Origin of the sequence: Bacillus glycinifermentans (genome assembly GCF_001042475.2) — a bacterium.
Taxonomy (GTDB): Bacteria; Bacillota; Bacilli; order Bacillales; family Bacillaceae; genus Bacillus; species Bacillus glycinifermentans.
Genome location: NZ_LECW02000015.1, coordinates 1 through 20,003 on the forward strand (window position 1 = coordinate 1; position 20,003 = coordinate 20,003).

At 48.9% G+C, this 20,003-nt stretch carries 22 protein-coding genes; all 22 read left to right on the forward strand.

Translation table 11 applies throughout. From position 1 onward, the window contains the following. Positions 1-626: phosphate acyltransferase PlsX (gene plsX, locus AB447_RS10245; RefSeq protein ID WP_082634644.1), on the forward strand; the 626-nt coding region annotated here is incomplete at its 5' end. A gap of 17 nt (positions 627-643) precedes the next feature. Then, a complete protein-coding gene (gene fabD, locus AB447_RS10250) occupies positions 644-1,597 on the forward strand; it encodes an ACP S-malonyltransferase (RefSeq protein WP_048354634.1) in 954 nt (317 codons plus the stop codon). After that, positions 1,590-2,333 (forward strand): 3-oxoacyl-[acyl-carrier-protein] reductase, encoded by a 744-nt coding sequence (fabG, locus tag AB447_RS10255; RefSeq protein WP_048354633.1) that lies wholly within the window; start codon positions 1,590-1,592, stop codon positions 2,331-2,333. The genes fabD and fabG overlap by 8 nt, the downstream gene beginning before the upstream one ends. Before the next feature lie 66 nt (positions 2,334-2,399). After that, positions 2,400-2,633, forward strand: coding sequence for an acyl carrier protein (acpP, locus tag AB447_RS10260; RefSeq protein ID WP_003181706.1), 234 nt, complete (start codon positions 2,400-2,402; stop codon positions 2,631-2,633). A gap of 145 nt (positions 2,634-2,778) precedes the next feature. After that, a complete protein-coding gene (gene rnc / locus AB447_RS10265; protein ID WP_048354632.1) occupies positions 2,779-3,528 on the forward strand; it encodes a ribonuclease III in 750 nt (249 codons plus the stop codon). A 98-nt stretch (positions 3,529-3,626) separates the two neighbouring features. Continuing rightward, positions 3,627-7,187, forward strand: coding sequence for a chromosome segregation protein SMC (smc, locus tag AB447_RS10270; RefSeq protein WP_057957551.1), 3,561 nt, complete (start codon positions 3,627-3,629; stop codon positions 7,185-7,187). A gap of 16 nt (positions 7,188-7,203) precedes the next feature. Further along, a complete protein-coding gene (gene ftsY / locus AB447_RS10275) occupies positions 7,204-8,190 on the forward strand; it encodes a signal recognition particle-docking protein FtsY (protein WP_048354631.1) in 987 nt (328 codons plus the stop codon). 145 nt (positions 8,191-8,335) lie between these two features. Further along, a complete protein-coding gene (locus AB447_RS10280; protein ID WP_048354630.1) occupies positions 8,336-8,659 on the forward strand; it encodes a putative DNA-binding protein in 324 nt (107 codons plus the stop codon). A gap of 16 nt (positions 8,660-8,675) precedes the next feature. Further along, on the forward strand, positions 8,676-10,016 hold the full coding sequence (ffh, locus tag AB447_RS10285) for a signal recognition particle protein (RefSeq protein WP_048354629.1): 1,341 nt from the start codon (positions 8,676-8,678) through the stop codon (positions 10,014-10,016). Between the two features lie 107 nt (positions 10,017-10,123). After that, positions 10,124-10,396, forward strand: a complete 273-nt coding sequence (gene rpsP / locus AB447_RS10290) for a 30S ribosomal protein S16 (RefSeq protein WP_006638197.1) — start codon at positions 10,124-10,126, stop codon at positions 10,394-10,396. Next, a complete protein-coding gene (locus tag AB447_RS10295) occupies positions 10,396-10,641 on the forward strand; it encodes a KH domain-containing protein (RefSeq protein WP_046128984.1) in 246 nt (81 codons plus the stop codon). The genes rpsP and AB447_RS10295 overlap by 1 nt, the downstream gene beginning before the upstream one ends. A 137-nt stretch (positions 10,642-10,778) precedes the next feature. Then, entirely contained in the window at positions 10,779-11,165 is a 387-nt protein-coding gene (locus tag AB447_RS10300; protein WP_046128983.1) for a YlqD family protein, read from the forward strand. Between the two features lie 4 nt (positions 11,166-11,169). Further along, on the forward strand, positions 11,170-11,691 hold the full coding sequence (gene rimM, locus AB447_RS10305; protein ID WP_046128982.1) for a ribosome maturation factor RimM: 522 nt from the start codon (positions 11,170-11,172) through the stop codon (positions 11,689-11,691). Further along, entirely contained in the window at positions 11,688-12,419 is a 732-nt protein-coding gene (gene trmD, locus AB447_RS10310; RefSeq protein WP_046128981.1) for a tRNA (guanosine(37)-N1)-methyltransferase TrmD, read from the forward strand. The genes rimM and trmD overlap by 4 nt, the downstream gene beginning before the upstream one ends. Before the next feature lie 137 nt (positions 12,420-12,556). Further along, positions 12,557-12,904, forward strand: a complete 348-nt coding sequence (rplS, locus tag AB447_RS10315; protein ID WP_046128980.1) for a 50S ribosomal protein L19 — start codon at positions 12,557-12,559, stop codon at positions 12,902-12,904. Positions 12,905-13,018: 114 nt separating this feature from the next. Then, positions 13,019-13,870 carry a ribosome biogenesis GTPase YlqF gene (gene ylqF / locus AB447_RS10320; RefSeq protein ID WP_048354628.1) on the forward strand — a complete coding sequence of 284 codons (852 nt, stop codon included), beginning with the start codon at positions 13,019-13,021 and terminating at the stop codon, positions 13,868-13,870. A 73-nt stretch (positions 13,871-13,943) separates the two neighbouring features. Next, the gene (locus AB447_RS10325; protein ID WP_057957552.1) at positions 13,944-14,711 is read left to right on the forward strand and encodes a ribonuclease HII; all 768 of its coding nucleotides are present in this window, start codon (positions 13,944-13,946) and stop codon (positions 14,709-14,711) included. A gap of 27 nt (positions 14,712-14,738) precedes the next feature. Beyond that, complete coding sequence (locus AB447_RS10330; RefSeq protein ID WP_232517665.1) at positions 14,739-16,412, forward strand: hypothetical protein; 1,674 nt, start codon at positions 14,739-14,741, stop codon at positions 16,410-16,412. Further along, positions 16,409-16,687 (forward strand): FlhB-like flagellar biosynthesis protein, encoded by a 279-nt coding sequence (locus AB447_RS10335; RefSeq protein WP_048354626.1) that lies wholly within the window; start codon positions 16,409-16,411, stop codon positions 16,685-16,687. Before AB447_RS10330 ends, AB447_RS10335 begins: the two co-directional genes overlap by 4 nt. 176 nt (positions 16,688-16,863) lie before the next feature. After that, a complete protein-coding gene (gene sucC / locus AB447_RS10340) occupies positions 16,864-18,024 on the forward strand; it encodes an ADP-forming succinate--CoA ligase subunit beta (protein WP_057957553.1) in 1,161 nt (386 codons plus the stop codon). Between the two features lie 19 nt (positions 18,025-18,043). Next, positions 18,044-18,946 (forward strand): succinate--CoA ligase subunit alpha, encoded by a 903-nt coding sequence (sucD, locus tag AB447_RS10345; protein ID WP_048354625.1) that lies wholly within the window; start codon positions 18,044-18,046, stop codon positions 18,944-18,946. A 104-nt stretch (positions 18,947-19,050) separates the two neighbouring features. Next, complete coding sequence (dprA, locus tag AB447_RS10350) at positions 19,051-19,953, forward strand: DNA-processing protein DprA (RefSeq protein WP_048354624.1); 903 nt, start codon at positions 19,051-19,053, stop codon at positions 19,951-19,953. Positions 19,954-20,003 lie beyond the last annotated feature (50 nt).

Consider the following 20,003-nt stretch of genomic DNA (forward strand, 5'->3'; position numbering starts at 1 on the left):
CACCGACGCTGCCGACGGTGGCGGGGGACGGCTTTCTCCTTCTGGACGTCGGAGCGAACGTAGATGCGAAGCCTGAGCATCTCGTCCAATACGCAATCATGGGTTCTGTATACGGCGAGCAGGTTCTCGGCGTGAAAAATCCGAGAATCGGGCTTTTGAACGTCGGAACGGAAGACAAAAAAGGAAATGAACTTGCAAAACAGACCTTTCAAAAGCTGAAGGAGACGGATTTGAACTTCATCGGCAATGTGGAAGCGCGCGACATGCTGGACGGAGTCGCAGATGTCATCGTAACGGACGGTTTTACCGGAAACGTTGCCCTGAAGACGGTTGAGGGCGCGGCTTTGTCGATCTTTAAAATGCTGAGAAGCACGCTGACATCAAGCTTTACCGCCAAATTGGCGGCGTCCGCGCTGAAACCGAAGCTGAAAGAAATGAAAACGAAAATGGACTACTCCGAATATGGCGGAGCAGGGCTTTTCGGTTTGAAGGCGCCGGTCATCAAAGCGCACGGTTCGTCGGACGGGCGCGCCGTTTACCATGCGATCCGCCAGGCGAGAGAGATGGTCAGCCAAAATGTCGCGTCTTTTATTGAAGAAAAAATACAACAAAAAGCAGATGAATAGTCTGGAGGTTTTACAACATGGGTAAGATTGCATTTCTATTCCCGGGCCAGGGATCACAGCATATCGGCATGGGACGTGAGCTGTATGAGAAAGAGCCGAAAGCAAGACGGATTTTCGAAGAGGCGGATGAAACGCTGGAAACAAAGCTGAGCGCTCTTATGTTTGAAGGCGACGCCAAAGAACTGACCCTTACATACAATGCGCAGCCGAGCCTTTTAACGGCCAGCATCGCCGCGCTTGAAAAACTAAAAGAATACGGCATTGAAGCCGATTTTGCAGCGGGCCACAGCCTCGGCGAATATACCGCGCTCGTGGCTGCCGGGGCGATGTCGTTTAGAGACGCCGTGTACGCCGTCAGAAAACGCGGCGAGTTCATGAATGAAGCGGTTCCTGCCGGAGAAGGCGCGATGGCCGCGATTCTCGGCATGGACGGAGAGGCGTTAAAAAAAGTGACGGATCAGGTGTCTGAAGATGGCCACCTCGTCCAGCTCGCCAACTTGAACTGCCCGGGGCAAATCGTCATTTCGGGTACGGCCAAAGGGGTCGAACTTGCGTCAGAACTCGCCAAGGAAAACGGTGCGAAGCGCGCGATTCCGCTCGAAGTCAGCGGACCGTTTCATTCAGATCTGATGAAGCCCGCCGCTGAAAAGCTGCGTGAAGTACTTGACGCATGCAGCATTAAAAATGCGTCAATCCCTGTCATTTCAAATGTGACCGCAGACGTGATAACGGATAAAGACGAGATCAAACAGAAGCTGATTGAACAGCTCTATTCACCGGTCCGCTTTGAAGAATCGATCAGCAGGCTGATCGACGAAGGCGTCACGACGTTCATTGAAATCGGGCCGGGCAAAGTGTTGTCTGGGCTTGTTAAAAAAGTGAACCGCAGAGTCAAAACGATTGCCGTATCTGACCCTGATACGATTGACCTCGCCGTTCAAACATTGAAGGAGGAAAACGAAAATGCTTGAGAATAAAACAGCCGTTGTTACCGGTGCTTCAAGGGGAATCGGCCGTGCGATCGCGCTGGATCTCGCGAAAAACGGAGCGAACGTCGTCGTCAATTACGCGGGAAATGAAGCGAAGGCGAACGAAGTTGTCGATGAAATCAAGGCGCTGGGCCGCGATGCGTTTGCAATTAAAGCGGACGTTTCCAATGCCGACGAAGTTCAGGCAATGATGAAAAAGGCGCTTGAGCGCTTCGGTTCAATCGATATTCTCGTCAACAATGCCGGCATCACGAAAGACAATTTGTTCATGAGAATGAAAGAAAATGAATGGGACGATGTCATTAACATAAACTTAAAAGGGGTATTCAACTGCTCCAAAGCTGTGACAAGACAGATGATGAAGCAGAGAAGCGGCCGGATCATCAATGTCGCCTCAGTTGTCGGCGTCGTCGGAAACGCCGGACAGGCGAACTATGTCGCGGCGAAATCAGGCGTCATCGGCCTGACGAAAACGCTGGCTAAAGAGCTTGCCTCTCGAAACATTACCGTAAATGCGATCGCTCCGGGTTTTATTTCAACGGAAATGACGGACAAGCTCACAAAAGACATTCAGGACGAAATGCTGAAACAGATTCCGCTTGCCCGCTTCGGGGAGCCTTCTGACATCAGCAGTGTCGTCGTCTTCCTTGCTTCTGACCAGTCGCGCTACATGACCGGCCAGACGCTGAATATCGACGGCGGAATGGTTATGCTGTAAAAATGTAATTATCTCTGGTTTTTTAAAAACGAATCAACTATAATACTTGAGGGGAGGTGAATAGCTATGGCAGACGCATTAGAGCGTGTAACAAAAATCATCGTAGACCGCCTTGGCGTAGATGAAGCTGACGTCACTCTTGAAGCTTCTTTTAAAGAGGATTTAGGCGCTGATTCCCTGGATGTAGTTGAGCTTGTCATGGAACTTGAAGACGAGTTTGATATGGAGATTTCTGACGAAGATGCTGAAAAGATTGCAACAGTCGGTGACGCTGTGAACTACATAAATAGTAAGCAGTAAGCTAACTTAAAGTCCCGTTTAAAGACGGGGCTTTATCCCTTTATACATGCGGCTTTAGCTTAATGTTTTGCCGAACGAAAAACGAACCCTGCCTTTTTCTAACAGGAGGTCTAGGTGAACCTGATGTGCCCATATGGAGGTTGCTATGTCAAAACATTCACATTTCAGAGACAAAAAATTGTTTCAAAAGAAAGCGGAGCAGTTTAAAAAGTTTCAAGAACGGATTTCGGTTCAATTTCAAAATGAGAAGCTTTTATACCAGGCATTTACACATTCATCTTATGTGAATGAGCATCGGAAGAAGCCGTATGAAGATAATGAAAGGCTTGAGTTTTTAGGAGACGCTGTTTTGGAACTGACGATTTCTCAATTTTTGTACGCCAAATACCCGGCGATGAGCGAGGGGGATTTGACGAAATTGAGAGCGGCGATCGTTTGCGAGCCTTCTTTGGTTTCTCTTGCCCATGAGCTGTCCTTCGGGGAGCTTGTCCTTCTCGGAAAAGGAGAGGAAATGACGGGCGGAAGAAAGCGGCCGGCGCTGTTGGCCGACGTGTTTGAAGCGTTTATCGGCGCGCTTTATCTCGATCAGGGGCTTGAAGCTGTTGTAGCTTTTCTGAAAGCGTACGTTTTCCCTAAAATCGATGATGGTGCTTTTTCTCATGTGATGGATTTTAAAAGCCAGCTGCAGGAATTTGTACAGCGCGACGGACGCGGCACTTTGGAATACAGAATCCTTCAGGAAAAAGGTCCGGCGCACAACCGCGAATTTGAAGCAAACGTATCGCTAAAAGGAGAAGTGCTCGGGGTGGGAAGCGGCCGTTCCAAAAAAGAAGCTGAACAGCATGCCGCTCAGGAAGCACTCGCAAAGCTGCAAAAACACCATATGAAACAGTAAATCCCCCTTGCTAGCATCCAGGGGGATTTCGATATGTTTACGCCTTTATCCAAAGGTGTGATAGAATTGTAATACTTTAATACATAAGGAGGATCAGGATGTTCCTCAAACGTTTGGACGTAATAGGTTTTAAATCGTTTGCAGAACGAATTTCTGTAGATTTTGTTAAAGGTGTGACAGCCGTCGTGGGCCCGAATGGAAGCGGAAAAAGCAACATTACCGATGCGATCCGCTGGGTGCTGGGGGAACAGTCCGCCAAATCATTGCGCGGCGGCAAAATGGAAGACATCATTTTTGCCGGGAGCGACTCGCGGAAAAAGCTGAACCTCGCCGAGGTGACGCTGACGCTTGATAACGAAGACCACTTCCTTCCGATTGACTTTCATGAGGTCAGTGTGACGCGGAGGGTATACAGGTCCGGGGAAAGCGAATTTCTCATCAACAATCAGTCGTGCCGCCTGAAGGATATCATCGATCTCTTTATGGACTCCGGACTCGGAAAAGAAGCGTTTTCGATCATCAGCCAGGGGAAGGTCGAGGAAATCCTCAGCAGCAAAGCGGAAGAGCGGAGAAGCATCTTTGAAGAAGCGGCGGGCGTTTTAAAATATAAAACGAGAAAGAAAAAAGCCGAAAACAAGCTGTTTGAAACACAGGACAATTTGAACCGCGTGGAAGACATCCTCCATGAGCTTGAAAGCCAGGTCGAACCGCTGAAGATGCAGGCGTCGATCGCCAAAGATTACCTCGGGAAAAAGGACGAGCTCGAAAAGATAGAAATCGCTTTGACGGCGTATGACATTGAGGAGCTTCACCAAAAATGGGAGGCGCTCAAACAAAAGGTCGAAAAAGCGAAAGATGAAGAAATGGCTTCCTCGTCAGCCATCCAGGCGAAGGAAGCCAAAATCGAAGAGGCGAGGGATAAAATCCAGGCCCTTGACGAATCGGTTGATGAGCTTCAGCAGGTCCTCCTTTTGACAAGCGAGGAGCTTGAAAAGCTCGAAGGCAGAAAAGAAGTGCTGAAAGAGCGGAAAAAGAACGCGAGCCAAAACAGGGCCCAGCTTGAAGATACAATCGCCCAGCGCGGGGAAAAAGAAAACAGTCTGAAAGAAAAAATCGCCGCACAAAAGCTTGTGTTTGAAAAACTGCAGGCCGAAACAAAGGGACTCGCACAAGAGGTCAAAGAAAAAACGGCGGCGCTTTCGGTTTACAGCGAAAATGTAGAAGAAGAGATCGAACAGCTCAAAAGCGATTATTTCGAGCTTCTGAATGAACAGGCGTCTCTGCGGAACGAGCTGCAGTTTTTAGACGATCAAATGTCCCAATCGAAAGCTGCGCAAAAACGGCTTGCCGGCAACAATGAAAAATACTTAAGCGAACGGCGGGATATCGCCGAGCAAAAAACAAAAGCCGAACACGAATTCAGCCTCTTGGAGAAGCGTCTCGGCGAGCAGATCAAAGCTTACCGCGACGCGCAGAAAAACTATGAGCTGAAGAAAAACGAATACGAAAAGAAAGAATCGGCTCTTTACCAGGCGTATCAATACGTTCAGCAGGCACGCTCTAAAAAAGAGATGCTTGAAGCCATGCAGGAGGATTTTTCCGGATTTTATCAAGGCGTCAAAGAAGTGTTGAAAGCAAGAAGTGAGCTAGCGGGCATCCACGGAGCGATCGCTGAGCTCGTCAAGACGGACGAAAGGTATGAGACGGCGGTCGAAATCGCTTTGGGCGCTTCTGCGCAGCACGTCGTGACCGAAAACGAAGACGCGGCAAGACGGGCCATTCAATATTTGAAAAAGCATTCGTCAGGACGTGCGACCTTTCTTCCGCTTTCTGTCATCAAAGAGCGCAGCATCCAGCCCCGCGACATCGAAGCCGCAAAAGAGCACCCGTCATTTATCGGGATCGCAAGCGAGCTCGTGTCGTTCGATCCCAGGTACAGGACGGTTGTGCAAAACCTGCTCGGCACCGTGCTCATCACCGAGCACTTAAAAGGGGCCAACGAGCTTGCCAAACGGCTTGGACACAGATACCGCATCGTCACGCTTGAAGGCGACGTCGTCAATCCGGGCGGATCGATGACCGGCGGTGCCGTCAAGAAGAAAAACAACTCTCTTTTGGGCCGAAACCGGGAGCTAGAAACAGCGGCAGAGCGCCTAAAGGTAATGGAAGAAAAAACCGAAGCGCTCGAAGCCGAAGTGAAAAGCTTAAAACAAGCGATCCAAAAGCTTGAACGGGAGCTTCAATCGCTGCGCGAAGACGGAGAGCGTTTGCGCGCTGAGCAGCAGGAGATCAAAGGACGCCTCTATGAGCTTGAAATCGCTGAGAAAAACGTCAACAGCCACTTGGAGCTTTACGACGAGGAAAAATCGGCGCTCCTGAAAGAAGACGACGAAAAGAAACAAAGGAAGGCAGAGCTCGAAGAAAAGCTTTCCGCCATGTCCGAAAGCTTAAAAGCGCTCGACGGGAAAATCGGGAGCCTGACGGAAAGAAAGCAGACGCAGACTTCAACCAAGGAGGCGCTGCAAAGCGAGCTTACAGATCTAAAGGTCGTTCTCGCCAAAACCGAGCAGTCATGTGCAAACGAACGGGAAAAGCTCACAAGGCTTGAAGAGGAATTTGCCGAGAACGAAGAAGCGCTGAAGATTGCAAAAGAAGACCTGTCATTATTGACAAATGAGATGTCGTCCAGCACAAGCGGCGAGGAAAAGCTTGAAGAAGCCGCGAAGAAGAAACTGAACGATAAAAACAAAACCGCCGAGCTTATCGCCTCAAGAAGGGAGCAGCGGATGAAGCTGCAGCAGGGCCTTGAAACAGAAGAGCTTGAACTGAAAGAAATGAAGCGCCAGTACAAACAAATGGCCGGCCTCCTGAAAGATGAAGAAGTCAAGCTCGGCCGCATGGAAGTGGAGCTGGACAACCTGCTGTCATTCCTGAGGGAGGAATACGGCCTCTCCTTTGAATGGGCGAAGGAAAAATATCCGCTTGAGCTCAGTCCCGAAGAAGCGAGAAAGCGCGTCAAGCTGATCAAGCTGGCGATCGAAGAGCTGGGCACCGTGAACCTCGGAAGTATTGAGGAATATGAAAGGGTCAATGAGCGCTACGTTTTCCTGACAGAGCAGAGAGACGATCTGCTTGAAGCGAAAAATACGCTCTTTCAGGTAATTGAGGAAATGGACGAAGAAATGACGAAGCGCTTTTCAGATACGTTTCAGCAAATCCGCTCCCATTTCGAAGACGTCTTCCGCGCGCTGTTCGGCGGCGGCAGAGCCGAACTGAAGCTGACCGATCCGAACGATCTGCTTCAGTCGGGCGTCGACATCATCGCTCAGCCTCCGGGGAAAAAGCTGCAAAACTTAAGCCTCCTCTCCGGCGGAGAACGGGCTCTGACGGCGATCGCCCTCTTGTTTTCGATCCTGAAGGTCAGACCCGTTCCGTTCTGCGTGCTTGATGAGGTTGAGGCTGCGCTTGACGAAGCGAACGTGTTCCGCTTTGCGCAATATTTGAAAAAATACAGCCGCGAAACGCAGTTTATCGTCATTACGCACAGAAAGGGAACGATGGAAGAAGCCGACGTTCTCTACGGCGTAACAATGCAGGAATCAGGCGTTTCCAAGCTTGTCTCCGTCAAGCTTGAAGATACGAAAGAATTAGTTCAATAAAGCGAGGTTACCAGTCATGAGCTTTTTTAAAAAACTGAAAGAAAAAATCACGAAGCAAACAGACTCAGTCTCAGGAAAGTTTAAAGAAGGGCTCGCCAAAACGAGAAACTCATTTCAGGAGCGGGTCAATGAACTTGTCTCCCGCTACCGGAAAGTCGATGAAGATTTTTTCGAAGAGCTTGAAGAAGTGCTGATCGGAGCAGACGTCGGCGTGTCAACGGTGATGGATCTGATCGATGAGCTGAAGACCGAGGTCAAACGAAGAAATATCCAGGACCCGAAGGAAGTGCGGTCCGTTATTTCTGAAAAGCTCGTCGACATTTATGAAGGCGGGGAGCAGGAAGCTTCAGAGCTCCGCGTGGAAGACGGCCGCTTGAACATCATCCTGTTTGTCGGGGTCAACGGCGTCGGCAAAACGACGACGATCGGCAAGCTCGCGCACAAGTTTGTCAAAGAAGGCAAAAACGTTGTTCTCGCAGCAGGAGACACGTTCCGCGCCGGTGCAATCGACCAGCTTGAAGTGTGGGGAGAGCGGGTCGGTGCCCATGTCGTCAAACAGGCCGAAGGCTCGGATCCGGCAGCCGTCATCTATGATGCCGTTCAAGCCGCCAAAGCGCGCGGCGCTGATGTACTGCTGTGCGACACGGCGGGACGTCTGCAAAACAAGGTGAACTTGATGAAGGAGCTTGAAAAAGTAAAACGGGTCATCCAGCGCGAGGTTCCTGACGCGCCTCATGAAGTGCTGCTCGTTCTGGACGCCACGACAGGCCAAAACGCGATGACGCAGGCGAAGGAATTTTCCAAAGCCACCGATGTATCGGGCATTGTCCTGACAAAGCTCGACGGAACGGCAAAAGGAGGAATCGTCCTCGCCATCCGCCACGAACTGAAGATTCCCGTCAAGTTTGTCGGCCTCGGCGAAAAAATGGACGACCTGCAGCCGTTTGAAGCCGAATCCTACGTATACGGCCTGTTTTCCGATCTGATTGAAAAAGAGGAATAGCACGCGAAAGCCCCTATATAAAAGGGGTTTTCTTTTTAACAAACGCTGCAGGACATTATGACAAGATAAAATCTTGACAGATGAAAAAAATCAGCGTAAACTAGTGTATCGTAAAGGGATTTGACTTAACAAGGGGGAGAGTCTCATGACGCTTGAAAAAACAACGCGAATGAATTACCTGTTTGATTTCTATCAGTCGTTGTTGACATCAAAACAAAAAAGCTACATGTCGCTTTACTATTTAGACGATTTCTCCCTCGGCGAAATAGCTGAAGAATATCATGTCTCAAGACAGGCGGTTTATGACAACATCAAACGGACCGAGGCCATGCTTGAGCAATATGAAGAAAAGCTACTTTTGTTTAAAAAATTTCAAGAGCGCAAAAAGATTTTTGAAGAGCTGAGACAGCTGACTGCCGGTCAGCCTGAAGCGTCTCCGCTCATCGACGCGCTTGAGAAATTAGATTAGGAGGCGGCACTGAAAAATGGCATTCGAAGGATTAGCCGACCGACTGCAGCAAACGATTTCTAAAATCCGCGGAAAAGGAAAAGTAACGGAACAAGACGTCAAAGAAATGATGCGCGAAGTCCGTTTGGCGCTCCTTGAAGCGGACGTCAACTTTAAAGTCGTCAAAGATTTTGTGAAAAAGGTAAGCGAACGGGCCGTCGGACAGGATGTCATGAAAAGTCTGACACCCGGACAGCAGGTCATTAAAGTCGTCAAAGAGGAGCTGACGGAGCTGATGGGCGGCGAAGAAAGCAAGATCGCCGCGGCAAAGCGCCCGCCAACCGTCATCATGATGGTCGGTCTGCAAGGGGCCGGTAAAACGACGACGACAGGAAAGCTTGCCAACCTGCTTCGCAAAAAACATAACCGCAACCCGCTGCTCGTGGCAGCGGATATATACCGCCCGGCTGCGATCAAGCAGCTGGAAACGCTCGGCAAACAGCTCGATATGCCGGTATTCTCGCTCGGAGACCAGGTCAGCCCTGTCGACATTGCCAAACAGGCAATCGAAAAGGCGAAAGAAGATCACCACGACTATGTGATCATCGATACGGCGGGACGCCTTCATATTGATGAAGAGCTGATGGATGAGCTGGAAAAGGTAAAAGAAACGGCTCAGCCGGAAGAAATCTTCCTTGTCGTCGATTCCATGACGGGTCAAGATGCGGTAAACGTTGCCAAAAGCTTTAATGAACAGCTTGGCGTGACAGGCGTCATCCTTACAAAACTTGACGGTGATACGAGGGGCGGGGCGGCCTTGTCGATCCGCGCCGTGACAAACACGCCGATCAAATTTGCCGGAATGGGCGAAAAGCTTGATGCGCTGGAGCCGTTTCATCCCGAACGGATGGCTTCGCGGATTCTCGGAATGGGCGATGTGCTCACCCTTATCGAGAAAGCCCAGGCCAACGTAGACGAAGAAAAGGCGAAAGAACTCGAGCAAAAAATGAAAAATATGAGCTTTACGCTCGACGACTTTTTGGAACAGCTCGGACAGGTCCGCAATATGGGGCCGCTTGAAGACCTGATTCAAATGATGCCCGGCGCAGGCAAAATGAAAGGCTTAAAAAACGTTAAGGTTGACGAAAAACAGCTCAGCCACGTCGAAGCGATCATCAAGTCCATGACGGGGAAAGAGAAAGAGCAGCCGGAGATCATCAATGCCAGCAGACGCAAACGGATTGCCAAAGGAAGCGGGACATCCGTCCAGGAAGTCAACCGTCTGCTAAAGCAATTTGATGAAATGAAAAAAATGATGAAGCAGATGACAAACATGACAAAAGGGAAGAAAAAAGGATTTAAATTGCCCTTCATGTAATCTTGTTTTCAGATGATAAAACCGTTGTTAAGAAAAAACACTTTACAAACACTTTTATCATTGTTAATATACTATCTTGTTGAAATATTTTCGGAGGTGCTAGTAAAATGGCAGTAAAAATTCGTTTAAAACGCATGGGAGCTAAAAAATCTCCTTTCTATCGTATCGTTGTAGCAGATTCTCGTTCACCGCGTGACGGCCGTTTCATCGAAACAGTCGGAACTTACAACCCGGTGGCAAAACCAGCGGAAGTGAAAATCGATGAAGAGCTTGCGCTGAAATGGCTTCAAACGGGAGCTAAACCGTCTGACACGGTTCGCAACCTTTTCTCAAAAGAAGGCATTATGGAAAAATTCCACAACGCTAAACAAAGCAAGTAATGAGTGATCTGCACTTGGAAGAACTGATTGTATCTTTGGTCAAACCGCTTGTGGATCACCCGGATGACATACAGGTATCCAAAGAGGAAAGCGAACGGCGGATCGTCTTTCGCCTTTCTGTCAACAAAGAGGATACCGGCAAAATCATCGGCAAAAAAGGGCGGACTGCAAGAGCGATACGTTCTGTCGTATTTGCGGCCGGCGCACAGTCTTCTAAGAAAGTTCAACTAGAGATCGCAGACTAAGGGGAGAGGGTGAAAACCTCCCCCTTTTTTATCATGTGAGAAACATTAAAACAGATGACAGATTCCGCGTCAGTCGGCCAAATCGCGCCGCCGGATATCAGGGAAGAAAAATCACGGGGACAGTAGGTGATGATGCCATGCAAATTATCCAACGTGTTACCGTCATGCAGGTTTTAACCGAAAACAGCAAAAAAAAGCTGCTGGCTTCTTTTGAAGAAAGAAAAGAAACCCTTGAGCGCGAATGCAACCAGCTTTATTTTCAGCTGAGAAAGCACGAAAAAGAACACCACAATCCGGCGGCAACCGAATCGTTCAAAAAAGAAATCGAAAAACGCCAGGATAAAATCAAAATCATCGATTTTCAAATCAATCAGATCCACACGCTCCCGCTGGGCAGCGAAGTGAAAGAAAAAGAGATTGATGCTTTAATGGAGATCGAAGTCGGTGACAATTGGCATGATATGACAGAGGGTAAAACAATCGTGATTAAAGACGGAATTGTCATTGAAATTCGTCCGAGGTGAAGAAATGCAGAAACAATGGTTTAATGTAGGGAAAATTGTCAATACTCATGGGGTAAAAGGTGAAGTCCGCGTGATTTCGAAAACCGACTTTCCCGAAGAACGGTACAAGCCGGGAAATACGCTCTATTTGTTCATGGAGGGAAAAGAGCCTGTTCAGGTGACCGTCGGCTCGCACAGGCTTCACAAACAGTTTCATCTCTTGCAGTTCGAAGAGATCTCCACTTTGACGGAAGCCGAAACGTTAAAAAACGCCTTGATTAAAGTTCCCGAAGACCAATTAAGCCCATTGGCAGAAGACGAATATTACTTTCATGAAATCATCGGCTGTGACGTTTTCTCGGAAGAAGGAGATCTGATCGGCAAAGTAAAAGAAATTTTGACTCCCGGTGCAAACGATGTCTGGGTTGTCGGGCGCCAGGGGAAAAAAGACGCGCTCATCCCTTATATCGATGCCGTCGTCAAAGACATTAACGTCAAAGACAAGACGATCAAGATTCATATCATGGAAGGATTACTTGACGAATGAGAATTGATTTTTTAACGCTTTTTCCGGAGATGTTTGAAGGCGTGCTGGGCTCTTCCATTCTGCAAAAAGCCCAAGAAAAAAATGCCGTCGACTTTCACGTAGTGAACTTTCGTGCTTATTCCGACAATAAGCATCAAACCGTTGACGATTATCCGTACGGCGGTGGCGCGGGAATGGTGTTAAAACCGCAGCCTGTCTTTGATGCGGTCGAAAAGCTGACAGAAGAAGCAGGCAGATCTCCCAGAATCATCCTCGTCTGCCCCCAAGGCGAGCGCTATACGCAGAAGAAGGCGGAAGAGCTGGCAAAAGAGGAGCATCTGCTGTTCATTTGCGGCCATTATGAAGGATATGATGAACGGATCAGAGAGCATCTTGCCACAGACGAGATTTCGATCGGGGACTTCGTCCTGACGGGCGGCGAGCTCCCTGCCATGATGATCGCCGACAGCGTTGTGAGACTTCTGCCGGGCGTGCTCGGCAAGGAAGAGTCGCACCTTGAAGACTCTTTCAGCACCGGGCTGCTCGAGCACCCTCACTACACGCGGCCGGCGGATTATAAAGGCATGAAGGTGCCGGAAGTTCTCACATCGGGAAACCATGCGAAGATTAAAGAGTGGAGACGGAAAGAGTCTCTCAAACGGACGTTTTTAAGGCGGCCCGATCTTCTCGAAGACTATCCTTTGTCAGACGAAGAAAGAAAATGGATTTCAGAGTGGGAAAACCGATAGATTCTATTGCATGGCGAGAAAAGGTATGATATGATACTACTTGTGACTCAAACGGGGATTTCGTTTGAGTTTGAAAACGATGTTCCGCTGTGTGAGGTTATTCGCTCATGAGCATCTGTTGGAAGGAGTTGAAGACGATGCAAAAATTGATTGAAGAAATCACAAAAGAACAATTGCGCACTGACTTGCCTGCGTTCCGTCCTGGTGACACTCTTCGCGTACACGTGAAAGTCGTCGAGGGTAACCGCGAGCGTATTCAGGTATTCGAAGGTGTTGTGATTAAGCGTCGTGGTGGCGGAATCAGCGAAACTTTCACAGTTCGTAAGGTTTCTTACGGTGTCGGAGTTGAGCGTACATTCCCATTACACACACCGAAAATCGCGAAAATCGAAGTTGTCCGCCATGGTAAAGTACGCCGTGCGAAACTTTATTACTTGCGTGAACTTCGTGGAAAAGCGGCTCGTATTAAAGAAATCAGACGATAATGATAGCGAACGAAAAGAGCTTGTTAACCATAACAAGCTCTTTTTTTGTAAAAGAAGTATAAAATCATTCTGCCTTTTAAAAGATAGCAGTAACAGAAGGAAGGTGTCCGTCATATGGTAATTCAATGGTTTCCCGGGCATATGGCCAAAGCGAGGCGGGAAGTAACGGAAAAGCTGAAACTAATCGACATCGTATATGAGCTGGTAGACGCCAGAATTCCGATGTCTTCGCGAAACCCGATGATCGAAGAGATCCTCAAGAATAAACCGCGAATCATGCTGCTCAATAAAGCGGATAAAGCCGATTCCGCGGTGACGAACCAATGGAAAAAGCACTTTGAAGCGGACGGGATTCCCTCCCTTGCGATCAACTCCGTCAACGGCCAGGGGTTAAATCAAATCCTGCCGGCTTCAAAAGAGCTGCTTAAAGAAAAATTTGATAAAATGAAAGCAAAAGGCGTAAAGCCCAGGGCGATTCGGGCATTGATCGTCGGCATTCCGAACGTCGGCAAGTCGACCTTGATCAACCGGCTCGCCAAAAAGAATATTGCGAAAACCGGCGACAGACCGGGGATTACGACCGCACAGCAATGGGTGAAAGTCGGAAAAGAGCTTGAACTTCTCGATACGCCGGGCATTTTATGGCCGAAGTTTGAGGATGAGCTCGTCGGATTAAAGCTGGCGGCAACTGGCGCCATTAAAGATTCGATCATCAATTTGCAGGATGTCGCGGTTTTCGCTTTGCGCTTTTTGGAAGAGCACTATCCCGACCGCTTAAAAAAGCGCTACGATTTAGCGGACATTCCGGAAGAGATCGTACGTTTGTTTGATGAGATCGGCAAAAAGCGCGGCTGTCTGATGGCGGGCGGAGAGATTAATTATGACAAAACGACAGAAGTCATCATCAGGGATATCCGCACCGAAAAATTCGGCCCGCTCTCTTTTGAGAAGCCTATCGACGATTAAGGCGCGCTTTTAAAGAGGCGGGTCTTTATTTTTGCGGGAGAAGCGCCGATAAGAAAAATAGGGGAGAAGAGAAGTGAAACCACTAACCGTAAAAGAAATCAAAGAACATCTTCAATCGGTGAAAGAAGAGCACGACCCTTTTATCGAGCAGTGTAAAAAAGATGAGAGAAAAAGCGTTCAAGCCCTTGTCAGCGCATGGCTGAAGAAAAACGAAAAGCTCTCGGCCCTGCGGGAAGAATGGCGGGTGATGACGTCTATGGAGCGGCGTTTAAGAGCGGAGGGCTGCCGTTATATCGCCGGAATAGATGAAGCCGGAAGAGGCCCTTTGGCAGGCCCTGTCGTGGCTGCCGCCGTCATCTTAAAAGAGGACTGTGAAATACTCGGTTTGACAGATTCCAAAAAGCTGTCAAAGCAAAAAAGGGAAGATTACTATTCTTACATTATGGAAGAAGCGGTTGCTGTCGGCGTCGGAATTTGCGATTCAGCCGTGATCGATGACGTGAATATTTACGAAGCGTCGAAGCTTGCGATGGTCAAAGCCGTTCAAGCTCTGCCCACGGCCCCAGACTACCTTTTGCTGGACGCGATGTCGCTTCCTTTGGACACGAAGCAGTCCTCGATTATAAAAGGGGACGCCAAAAGCGCGTCGATCGCCGCCGGCGCATGCATCGCCAAAGTAACGAGAGACAGGCTGATGGACGAATACGCCGCAAGCTATCCGATGTACGGTTTTGAAAAACATAAAGGCTACGGGACGAAGGAACACCTTGAAGCCCTTGCCAAATACGGACCGTCACCGATTCACCGAAGATCGTTCGCCCCTGTTCAAGCCTATTTATAAATCATAAAAGGGAGCAGGATGCCGGTGATGCTGAACGACATACATAACAGCCTGATAAAACAATTTGAAAAGTCGGATGCTATAAAGCAGATCATGGGGACGGAGACGGATCAGAAAAGGCTGATGCTCGGAAAGGTTCTGCGTTTCATCAGCGGACAGCTGGCTGAAATACAGATCGGCAATTCGGTGCTGCAGGGAAAACTGGAAACGCCGCTTGCCGCAAATACATACTACTGGTTTTCTTATGAGAAGAATCCGGATGAACCGGCGGGCCGGCTTCAAGTCGTCGAGGCGTTTGACCAAAATCCGAAGACGATGCAGGATGCCGCTGTTAAGCTGTTAAACGGACTCTCATTGAAACGTACGAATGAAGCCTTATTTCTGGTCGGAGCGATGCTGAAAGAACAGCAGCCCATCAAGGAAAACGACTTGAAAGCGGCCGTTAAATGGCTTGAAAATCTGCCGAAATCAGAGGCCCGGAAAGGAACGGATGCCGTCATGTTTGCGCTGAAGCGCGAGCTGCCGGTTCACCCCGGCGTGCTGGATTCGATCCTAGCCGTCAAAGATCCGGCTCCCCTGCACAAACAGATTGCAGAAACTTTTGAGATGATCAATAGGGAGCCCCAGCAAACGGCAAGTATGGAAAAGCTGAAGCAAGCGCTGCTGCCGATTTTGCAGTCGGAAACAGAGGTTCATGCCGAAAAGCTCATTCAAGTACTGAAAGAGCTCACTGTATCGGCCGGCAAGGACGCGAAGCAAACCGCCCAGCCCCTTCTGCAGGCGGATGCACCCGAACGGGGAATTCCTCAGCAATTGCAGGCGGTACAGGAAAGAATAACGGTACAACAGAGACCAGAGAGCCTTGAATCAGCCGCGGAACGCCTGCTCGCAAAATTGGCCGCACAGGCTGACCATAACGGAACAACCCCCGTTAAAGAGGCGGTAAACTGGATGAAAGCGATCGAAGCTAAACAGCCTGTGGCGCTTCACGCCGATCTGGGCGCATTGTCGGAAAACGAGATGGACGTATTGCGGAATGTCATCAGGGAAACAGCGCCTTCATTGACGAATAAAGCGGATGCGCTCGCCTTCCTTTTTAAAGCGAAAGACCTTTTTGGCGTCAAAGACGAGCTGTCATTCATTAAAGCGCTCGACAGCGGAAGAACCTTGAAAGATGGGGGATTTCACTCATTAAAGCTGCTTTTGAACGAGATGAGGCATTCGCAGGACTTACCGGCGCCTGTCAGGCAGGAAGCGGAGCAGATCTTTCACCGTTTAAACGGCCAGCTGTTTCTGCAGCAGGACAATACCGCGCAAAGCCAGCTGTTTCTTTCGTATCCTTTGTTTTCAAAGAACGGGGTTCAGGATTTGACGGTTTTCTTAAAGGGAAAAAAGAAGGAAGACGGAAAAATCGATCCGTCCCAATGCCGCCTCATGTTTTATCTTCAGTTGGAGGGATTGAAGGAGACGGTTGTCGATTGCTTTATCCAGCAAAACGTCATGACGGTTACGGTCGAGACCGGCTTTGATTTGGAGCCGCTCATTGAGCCTTTGATCCCCGTCCTGAAAGAAAATGTGAAAGAGCTGGGCTACAGCCTGTCAAGCGTCACGGCGAAACAGCGCGAAAACATTGAAATCGCGCCGTTTATAGAGCGTCAGTTTGAGCGGGTCACAGAAAGCGCCCTGGATGTGAAAATATGAAGGAATCTTTATTAAGAAGGGCTGTCGCTCTTCACTATGATGAAATGAAAGACAAGGCGCCGAAAGTCGTTGCCAAGGGATCGGGTCTGACAGCCGAAAAGATCATTGAAGAAGCGAAAAAAGCGGGCGTTCCGATTCAGGAGGACCCGACGCTTGTCGAATTGATGCGCCATCTGGAGCTTGACGATCATATCCCTGAAGCGCTGTATGAAATCGTCGCCGAGATCTTTTCGTTCATCTATACGTTGGATGAAAAAATGAAAATGAGGGAATGACCTTTGCGAAAAAGGCATTCCCTTTATTAATTTTTATATTTTCAATAAAATAAAAGTTTGAATGTTTAGAAGGATTTTACGATTTCTCATTGAAACCTAGACAATCGATCTATGATTATATAAAATGAAAGCGCAGTCTATTTTTATTTTTGCTACATAAGTTAGGAGGATGGGAAATGAATATCCATGAGTACCAAGGGAAAGAGGTCCTCAGAAAATACGGGGTGACTGTTCCGGAAGGTAAAGTGGCATTTACAGCAGATGAAGCGGTCGAAGCGGCAGAATCACTGTCGGGCCCGGTTTATGTCGTGAAAGCTCAAATTCATGCAGGCGGCCGCGGCAAAGCAGGAGGGGTAAAAATTGCAAAATCAACAGACGAAGTGAAAGCCTATGCGGAAGAACTGCTGGGGAAAACGCTCGTCACTCATCAGACGGGTCCTGACGGCCGTGAAATAAAACGCTTACTTATTGAAGAAGGCTGCGATATTAAAAAGGAATATTACGTCGGGCTTGTTCTTGACAGGGCGACGTCGCGCATCGTCCTGATGGCTTCTGAAGAAGGCGGAACGGAGATCGAAGAAGTCGCCGAAAAAACGCCGGAAAAAATCGTCAAAGAAGTCATTGATCCGGCTGTCGGACTGCAAAGCTATCAAGCGAGGAAAATCGCTTTTGCGATCAACATTCCAAAAGAGCTCGTCAACCAGGCTGCGAAATTCATGATGGGGCTGTACACTGCTTTTGTTGAAAAGGACTGCTCCATCGCCGAAATCAACCCGCTCGTCGTCACTGGAGACGGGAAGGTCATGGCGCTTGACGCAAAGCTCAATTTTGACAGCAATGCTTTATACAGGCAAAAAGACATATTGGAATACAGGGATCTTGATGAAGAAGATCCGAAGGAAATTGAAGCATCAAAATACGATTTAAGCTATATTTCACTGGACGGCAACATCGGGTGCATGGTCAACGGAGCGGGGCTTGCGATGTCGACCATGGACATCATCAAACACTATGGAGGGGAACCGGCCAACTTTCTTGACGTAGGAGGCGGCGCAACAGCCGAAAAGGTAACGGAGGCTTTCAAGATCATCTTGTCTGACCAAAATGTCAAAGGGATCTTCGTCAACATTTTCGGCGGCATCATGAAGTGTGACGTCATTGCTGAAGGCGTTGTAGAAGCGACAAAACAAGTCGGTTTGACATTGCCGCTTGTCGTTCGATTGGAAGGAACAAACGTGGATCTCGGCAAGAAGATCCTCGATGAGTCAGGACTCAATATCACGTCAGCGGAATCGATGGCTGACGGCGCGCAGAAAATCGTATCCTTAGTGAAGTAAGAAAGGCAGGGGGACCAAAATGAGTGTATTTATTAATAAAGACACGAAAGTCATTGTACAAGGGATAACAGGTTCAACCGCTTTGTTTCATACAAAGCAGATGCTCGAATACGGAACAAAAATCGTCGGCGGTGTAACGCCGGGCAAAGGCGGAACAGAGATTGAAGGGGTGCCTGTGTTCAATACGGTGGAAGATGCGGTAAACGAAACGGGAGCGACCGCATCTGTCATTTATGTTCCGGCGCCTTTTGCCGCAGACGCGATTATGGAAGCGGTTGACGCGGAGCTTGAGCTCGTCATCTGCATCACCGAGCATATTCCGGTGCTTGACATGGTAAAAGTGAAACGATTTATGGAAGGCAAGAAAACGCGGCTGATCGGGCCGAACTGTCCGGGAGTCATCACGCCTGAGGAATGCAAAATCGGCATCATGCCGGGATACATTCATAAAAAAGGCCATGTCGGAGTCGTGTCGCGGTCTGGAACGCTTACATATGAAGCGGTTCATCAGCTGTCAGAAGCCGGAGTCGGCCAGTCGACGGCGGTCGGAATCGGCGGAGACCCTGTGAACGGCACGAACTTCATCGATGTGCTGAAAGCATTTAATGAAGATCCTGAGACACATGCGGTGATCATGATCGGAGAAATCGGCGGAACAGCCGAAGAAGAAGCGGCAGAATGGGTAAAAGCAAACATGACCAAACCTGTCGTCGGCTTTATCGGCGGAAAAACGGCGCCTTCCGGAAAGCGGATGGGCCATGCCGGCGCCATCATTTCCGGAGGAAAAGGCACGGCTGACGAAAAGATTAAAACGATGAATGCTTGCGGAATCGAAGTCGCGGAAACACCTTCAGTCATGGGCGAAACGCTGATTAAGGTCCTGAAGGAAAAAGGACTTTACGAAACCTGCAAGACACATTGATTTATCGTCCCTTAGCGGGAATAGTCCGAACGGTCTATTCCTGCTTTTTTATCATGGAGATATCGTACGATACTTTCAGATCACTTTATAATGGAGGTTTTCGAATGAATGACAAGTGCGGGCTTTTGATATTGCTTCGCCTGTACGGCAACCTTTCCCCTTCCCTCTTATTTAAATGGTGGAAGGAAGACCCGTCCTTATCGCTTACGGAAGAAAAGAGCCACCCTCTAAAAAAGCTGTCATCGAAAAGCATAGACGTCGGAGCCATCCGAAAGCTGGCCGAAAAAGAGCTGCCGAACGTAAAGCGGATCATCGCAAGCTACCGCGAAAACGGAATCAGCGTGATCGCGATTTCGTCCCCTGAATATCCACCCCTGCTGAAAACGATCCACGACCCGCCTCCCGTTCTTTTTCTCAAAGGAAACAAAACCCTTCTTTATGAAAAAAGGCTCATCGGTATTGTGGGAACCCGAAATCCTTCAGCGTACGGCGAAAATGCGGCTTCCTACTTTGCCAGAGCGCTCAGCAAAAAAGAATGGACAATCGTCAGCGGGCTTGCCAAAGGGATCGACGGTCACGCCCATCGGGAGACGATCCGTTCAAAAGGAAGAACGATCGGCGTCATCGCCGGCGGATTCAACTGCATATATCCTCGTGAAAACCGTCTGCTTGCCCAACAGATGGCTGAAAGCCATCTTCTGGTGTCAGAGCACCTTCCCGATGCAAAACCTCAAAAATGGCACTTTCCGCTGCGAAATCGGCTGATCAGCGGCTTAACAGAAGGAGTCGTCGTCATTCAGGGCAAGGAAAAAAGCGGCTCGCTCATTACCGCCTATCAGGCGCTCGAACAAGGCAGGGAAGTATTTGCGGTGCCGGGTTCAATATTTGACGAAAATTCAAAAGGACCGGCCGGGCTGATCCAGGAAGGAGCGAAACTCGTCGCAAGCGTAGACGATATTCTCGGTGAGCTTTCGGGATTTCAGGCTCGTTATACGGAATCCGTTTAGAATTATCGTTTGACAAACCGTATATGAATATTTAATAATAGTGAGGATTT